This window comes from Paraburkholderia sp., assembly GCF_026225065.1.
GTDB lineage: Bacteria > Pseudomonadota > Gammaproteobacteria > Burkholderiales > Burkholderiaceae > Paraburkholderia.
In genome coordinates, this window is record NZ_JAMFSB010000295.1 from 1 (window position 1) to 6,229 (window position 6,229).

Genomic DNA, 6,229 nt, shown 5'->3' on the forward strand with positions numbered 1-6,229 from the left:
ACGTTGCAGGATGCGCACGCTACCGCGTCGGTCAACGGAAACAGCAGCGCAACGCTCGGAGCAGGCGCGTTGTCGCATGTAAGCGGCAATGTTGGGTTGAACATCGTGTCGGGTGCGGGCAACGCGCAAGTGAACGCGCTTGTGATTCATTGAGGCACTCGTTTAAACGCGCAAGCGCACCTCGGTCTACATACTTCACGCTTCACACCTCGCGGCTGCGGCCACAAAGGCAGCGAACGCTCCAACCGATCCCATCGTTCGACACGCATCGAAACATTCCGTCAGGGGACTCCCTAGACTCAAAGTCCCGCAACGACGACGGAAGCCGATCATGACCATAGAGGCCACACAAGCCGAGATTCACCACATCTACGAGCAATGGCACGAATCGGTCAAGGGCCGCGATCTGGAAGCGCTAATGGCGCTGTACGCCGAAGAAGCCATCCTCGAAAGTCCGCTGATCCTGGCCACGCTACCGGAGAACCAGAGCGGCATCCTGACCGGCAAAACGGCGATCACATCATTTTTCGCTGCCGGCCTGCGCGCCCCACCTGGCAACCTTGGCCGCTGGTACCGCGCCGGCACCTTCTTCTGCAACGGCACACAACTCACCTGGGAGTATCCGCGGCAGACTCCGGACGGAGATCAGGTCGATCTGGTGGAGATGATGGATATCGCCGACGGATTGATCTCCCATCACCGGGTCTACTGGGGATGGGTCGGCTTCAGATCGCTACATGCCCTGCTGGCGAAGCCGCACGGCTAGCCATGCGACCATCCCTTCCGAATACGAGAATTCAACCCGGCGAACAAACGACCTAAGCCAACGCCGTGGCCTCGACTTCGATCTGCAGGCCGAAGTGAAGCGCACTCACCGGCACCACAGCGCGAGCCGGCTTTGCCTCGCCAGCCCAGCGCGCGTAAATCTGATTGAAGCTCACCCAATGTTCGACATCGACGATATACACGCGCACCTGGAGTAGTTGCCCGATACTGCTGCCGGCGCCTTCGAGCGCCGTCTTGAGATTCGTCAGCACCTGCTCGGCCTGGGCTTCGAACGACGCATTCGTGAGCTTGCGGCCCTGCGCATCGATCGGCAATTGCCCTGATACGAACACCAGGCCATTGCCCGTCGAGACGTGACTATAGTGTCCGCCCGGCGTGGCGAGACCTACGGGGTTTGCGGTGTGCGGCGCGCGCGTGTCGTGTTCGTTACCAGCCATGAAAGCGACTCCATTTGGTGATAGCGCCATCATCGGATAACGCGTGATAGTCGGGAAACTGCTCGCCCAGGGGCGCGTCGAATGTATCGAGTGTCACGGGATGAATGGTACGCGAGAGGATGCATCCGTACTCGCGCCGAAACTGCGCAACCAGGGGAGAAGCGCATCGAGATCCGACGCTTCGATTTCCGGCGCCGGCGCGCCTTCGACTAACCGCAGTCCCACGCGGTTATGCCAGTACGAGCGTAACCCAACTGTGGCGGTGCCGAACATGTCGTAACTCGACCCGGCGACGAAAGCCGCCTCGCTCGCGTGCACATCCAGTTGCTCAAGTGCGAGCCGATAAGGTTGCGGATGCGGCTTATAAAAGCCCGCATCTTGCGCGGTGACGATGACGTCCCACTCGACGCCGAGCCGCTCCGCCGCCAGGCGCCCAAGCCGGGTGGAACAATTAGTGACGACCGCAAGCCGGCAATGCGGCGAAAGCGCCTGCAATGCTTCGCGCGCGCCGTTCCATGGCTGCAAGTCAAGCCAGTTCGCTTCGAGGGCATGCGGTGCGGACTCGGATAAACCTGTGTTCGCCGCCGCTCGCCGCACGAGCGTTTCGTAGTCGACGTATGCACCGCAGCCGTAGGTGAGTCGTAGATACTCGGCACGCCAGGTTCGTCCGGCAGCCTCCGACCCAGCCGCAGCGTTCCACAGAGTCCACGAATCGAGTAGCGCGGTCAGCAGGTCGAACAGCACCGCCTTCGGCCAAGCGTCATGCAATTGGGGGGATGAGGTCTCGTTCATGGATCTGACTATAGAGCGCAGTCGATCAATTGTGATTAAAAGAAATCACACCCATGCATAAGCAAAATTGCATGCGCGTTGAGCGTCACTCGCAGAGACTGTCGGTACACGTGAACAAAATAACATTCGTCACGTAGCGTAATAGCTGTAAGAGCAGATGAAACCCAACGCGCCTCGCACGGGCCTACACTGGATTTGCCTCATCCCCCATGAGGCGTTGTTGTGAATCTCCTCAGCTTTAGCCCGCCCCAACCCGGCGGGCTTTTTTATGGCGCCACCCCGGCCCCACGCTGACGAATTCACACAGCCATCAACAGCTGCCTTTCTCGCGCATCTGCGCAACGGCGGTTCAGATCGCGATGTATGCCCGGACTATCGAGCAAGGCTGAGACGTCAGATAGTCCGTGATCGAAGCGCAACACGTATTCGATATCGGTGTAGTCGTGATACGCACCGCTGTCTGCCAGCTTGCGTGCTTCGGCGATGGCGGCATGCTGCCGCTCGCTTTTGGTCAAATCTCTGATCGCCATGATTGCCGCTCCGAGGAACAGTAACGCCATCATATCAACGCCGCTCACGCTACAAGGTCGCGCGCGCGCAACATCCGGGTTTTTCCGCAACATTGCTGCGGCACCATGCGCGTATTTGCCGAGGTTCGCCACATTCCATTCCTCTGACATGTGTCGAACGTAAGCATCTGTAAATGGGGCTCGCCCCTTATGACGCGGCGCACACGGTGCTGCGGCCTTGCGTCGGGATCGGCCTCGTTCGCGTCGTAACGCACCGTCACACGCTTGGCCGCACGAACGAAGCCGCGCCATGCTCCAATATCCAAAAGGAGAATTCATCATGACCAGACGACTTATCGCCCTTGCCTCACTCGTAGCAATCGCGGCCAGCCTCAGCGGCTGCATCGTCGCACCGACGCCGTACGGTTATGCGCCGGCGCCGGGCTACGGATACTATGCGGCGCCCGGATACTACGCGGCCCCAGCGGTTGACGTAGGGATCGGAGTAGGCGGCGGCTGGGGTGGTGGCTGGCGTCGCTAGGTGCGTGCGCGTCGTCGTGCTCTAAAGAGACGACGCGTGCCGCGCCGGCTTGCGCGTTATCAGCATCCGGTGGCGGGGTCAAAAAAATGCCCGCACGAAGCGGGCAAATATAAGACCTTCCACCGATGCCTCCTTGGGAGAGGCAATTGCAGTGTAGAGCGATTTGCTCATCCTGGAATTTCGTCAATGTTTCGTAGAATTACATAGGCGTTTTTCCGCGCCTTTATTTCCCGGCTGTTACCTCGTAACCCGCTGAAAAACATATGTAACGCCCGTAAGCCCCCCTTCTTCTAACATCGTCAGACGCTGCTTCACCAGCACCCGCGTCCTGCCGATGAATCTCTCACGTCCCTTTATCGAACGCCCCGTTGCAACCACGCTGCTTTCGATAGGCGTGGCGCTCGCCGGTATATTTGCATTCGTCAAGCTTCCGGTCGCTCCGCTGCCGCAGGTCGACTTTCCGACCATTTCGGTGCAGGCGAGCCTGCCCGGAGCAAGTCCCGATACGGTTGCCAACAGCGTTGCCAGTCCCCTCGAGCGTCACCTCGGACAGATTGCCGACGTCACCGAAATGACCTCGCAAAGCACCGTGGGTTCGTCGCGCGTCACCTTGCAGTTCGGACTCGATCGAGATATCAATGGCGCCGCGCGCGATGTGCAAGCAGCCATCAACGCAGCGCGCGCGGATCTGCCAGCGAGCCTGCGCAGCAACCCGACGTATCACAAGGTCAACCCGTCCGACGCGCCGATCCTGATTCTCGCGCTCACTTCGCACACACTGCCGCGCGCCAGGCTTTACGATCTGGCTTCGACGATCCTCGCACAATCGTTATCGCAATTACCGGGCATCGGCGAAGTCGATGTCAACGGTTCGGCTAACCCGGCTGTACGCGTCGAGTTGAATCCAACCGCGTTGTATCACTACGGCATCGGTCTTGAAGACGTGCGGGCCGCGCTCGCCTCCGCCAATGCCAACAGCCCCAAAGGCATTATCGAAAGCTACGGTGAGCGCTATCAGATCTACGCGAACGATCAGGCGCGTATCGCGGACCAGTACAAGGATCTGATCATCGCGTATCGCAACGGCGCGGGAGTCAAGCTCTCGGACGTCGGCGAGATCGTCGATTCGGTCGAGGACCTGCGCAATCTCGGCCTCGCCCAGAACAACCAGCCGGCCGTGCTGGTGATGCTGTACCGCCAGCCGGGCGCGAACATCATCAGCACAGTCGACGCCGTGCGCAAACAGATCGAACAATTGAAGCCCGCGTTGCCCGCCGACGTCGACGTAATCGAAGCGTCCGACCGCTCCACGACCATCCGCGCTTCACTGCACGATACGGAAGCGACGCTGATCATCGCGGTCGGACTCGTGATCCTCGTGGTGTTTATCTTCCTGGGCAGCGGACGCGCGGCACTGATCCCGACCGCAGCGGTACCGGTGTCGATCATCGGCACGTTCAGCTTCATGTATCTGTTCGGCTATTCGATCGATAACCTCTCGCTGATGGCCTTGACCATCGCAACCGGTTTCGTCGTCGACGACGCGATCGTCGTACTCGAAAATATCGCGCGCCACATGGAGGCCGGCATGCCGCGCATGCAAGCGGCGTTGGTCGGCGCGCGCGAAGTGGGCTTCACCGTGCTGTCGATTTCCATTTCGCTGGTTGCCGTGTTCATCCCGATTCTGCTGATGAGCGGCATCATCGGACGGCTGTTCCGCGAATTCGCCGTGACGCTGTCGCTCGCCATCGCCGTCTCGCTGGTGGTCTCGCTCACGACGACCCCTGTGATGTGTTCACGCCTGCTGCGTACGACCGGCCCAAAGAACTCGACGCGCGTCGGCCGCCTGTTTGCCGTGCCCTTGCAACGCCTGAACGACGGTTATGCGCGCTCGCTCGAATGGTCGCTACGCCATCCGTTTCTGCTGCTCATGACGCTCGTGGCGACGATCGTGCTGAACGTCTATCTCTACACGGTGATTCCCAAAGGCTTCTTTCCGCAGGAGGACACGGGGCGTCTGACCGGTGGCATCCAGGCCGATCAGGACACTTCGTTCCAGGCCATGGGCCCGAAGCTGCAGCAACTGATGAAGATTATCGGCGACGACCCCGCAGTCGATAGCGTCGTCGGCTTTACAGGCGGCCGGCAGACCAACACCGGCTCCGTCTACGTCGCACTGAAGCCGCTCTCGCAACGCGCCGAAACCGCGGACGAGGTTATTGCACGGCTGCGGCCGAAACTCAACGCCGTGCCCGGCGGCAGACTCTATCTGCAAGCGGTGCAGGATATTCGAGTCGGCGGACGGCAGAGCAACGCGCAGTATCAGTTCACGCTGCTCGGCGATTCGACCACCGAACTCTACCAATGGGCGCCGCGCCTCACGCAGGCGCTGCAAAACGTGCCCGAACTGGAGGACGTCAACTCGGATCAGCAACAGGGCGGGCTCGAAGCGAACGTGGATATCGACCGCGGCACGGCTGCGCGCCTCGGCATCACGCCCTCGCAGATCGACAACACGCTCTACGACGCGTACGGTCAGCGGCTCGTGTCGACCATCTATAACCCGCTGAACCAGTACTACGTCGTCATGGAAGTAGCGCCGCGTTATTGGCAATACCCGGAAACGCTCGACGAGCTTTACGTAAGTACCTCGGCGGGCACACCGAGCGGCACGCAGTCCACCAATGCGGTAGCAGGCACGGTGACGACGGCGGCGAGCGCGGCGGGTTCCAGTTCGGGAGGAGGTGGCTCGTCGAACCCCGCGACGACCGCCGCCGGTTCCGGCCCAACGGCAACCGCGGGCGGCGCGGCAACGCCAACCCAACCGCCTCCGCCCTCCGCCACGCCGACGGTCGGCATCCAGTCCACCGCGGCAGCAGCGTTGGCGTCGGCCGCCAGCAGCGCCGGCACGTCAACCACGATCAGCGGCTCGCCTTCGACGCCCGCGGCCACGCCCTTCGCTTTGGCCGGTGCCGGGTCAGGGGGTGGAGGCACATCGTCCGGCGGCGGTTCGACCAGTTCGAGCAGCTCCAGCGGCACCTCGAGCAGCGCGACCAGCGCAGCCGCCATCGCGGCCGACTCGGCACGCAACCTCGCCATCAATTCGCTGGCAGCAAGCGGTCACTCGAGCGCATCCGCAGGCACTTCGGTCAGCACCGCGCAGG

At 61.4% G+C, this 6,229-nt stretch carries 6 protein-coding genes; 3 read left to right on the forward strand and 3 right to left on the reverse strand.

What is annotated here, in order from left to right:
* Positions 1 to 331 precede the first annotated feature (331 nt).
* Positions 332 to 766 (forward strand): nuclear transport factor 2 family protein, encoded by a 435-nt coding sequence (locus M0954_RS21360; RefSeq protein ID WP_297355348.1) that lies wholly within the window; start codon positions 332 to 334, stop codon positions 764 to 766.
* 52 nt (positions 767 to 818) lie between these two features.
* On the opposite strand, the gene M0954_RS21365 is transcribed toward M0954_RS21360, so the two are convergent.
* From M0954_RS21365 to M0954_RS21375, 3 genes are all read right to left on the reverse strand, one after another.
* Complete coding sequence (locus M0954_RS21365) at positions 819 to 1,223, reverse strand: RidA family protein (protein ID WP_297355350.1); 405 nt, start codon at positions 1,221 to 1,223, stop codon at positions 819 to 821.
* A 93-nt stretch (positions 1,224 to 1,316) separates the two neighbouring features.
* Positions 1,317 to 2,015, reverse strand: coding sequence for an HAD family hydrolase (locus M0954_RS21370; protein WP_297355352.1), 699 nt, complete (start codon positions 2,013 to 2,015; stop codon positions 1,317 to 1,319).
* Positions 2,016 to 2,314: 299 nt separating this feature from the next.
* The gene (locus M0954_RS21375) at positions 2,315 to 2,545 is read right to left on the reverse strand and encodes a hypothetical protein (RefSeq protein ID WP_122155568.1); all 231 of its coding nucleotides are present in this window, start codon (positions 2,543 to 2,545) and stop codon (positions 2,315 to 2,317) included.
* Between the two features lie 319 nt (positions 2,546 to 2,864).
* Here M0954_RS21375 and M0954_RS21380 point away from each other — a divergent pair, with 319 nt between their 5' ends.
* Both M0954_RS21380 and M0954_RS21385 read left to right on the forward strand, forming a co-directional pair.
* Positions 2,865 to 3,065, forward strand: a complete 201-nt coding sequence (locus M0954_RS21380) for a hypothetical protein (RefSeq protein WP_074263662.1) — start codon at positions 2,865 to 2,867, stop codon at positions 3,063 to 3,065.
* A gap of 334 nt (positions 3,066 to 3,399) precedes the next feature.
* Positions 3,400 to 6,229 (forward strand): efflux RND transporter permease subunit (locus tag M0954_RS21385; RefSeq protein ID WP_297355354.1); only part of this gene is annotated, 2,830 nt, incomplete at its 3' end.

Excerpts from the sequence above, each read along its gene's own strand:
- M0954_RS21360 (WP_297355348.1), top strand. The coding sequence starts at position 332 with ATGACCATAGAGGCCACACAAGCCGAGATTCACCACATCTACGAGCAA.
- M0954_RS21365 (WP_297355350.1), bottom strand. The coding sequence starts at position 1,223 with ATGGCTGGTAACGAACACGACACGCGCGCGCCGCACACCGCAAACCCC.
- M0954_RS21370 (WP_297355352.1), bottom strand. The coding sequence starts at position 2,015 with ATGAACGAGACCTCATCCCCCCAATTGCATGACGCTTGGCCGAAGGCG.
- M0954_RS21375 (WP_122155568.1), bottom strand. The coding sequence starts at position 2,545 with ATGGCGATCAGAGATTTGACCAAAAGCGAGCGGCAGCATGCCGCCATC.
- M0954_RS21380 (WP_074263662.1), top strand. The coding sequence starts at position 2,865 with ATGACCAGACGACTTATCGCCCTTGCCTCACTCGTAGCAATCGCGGCC.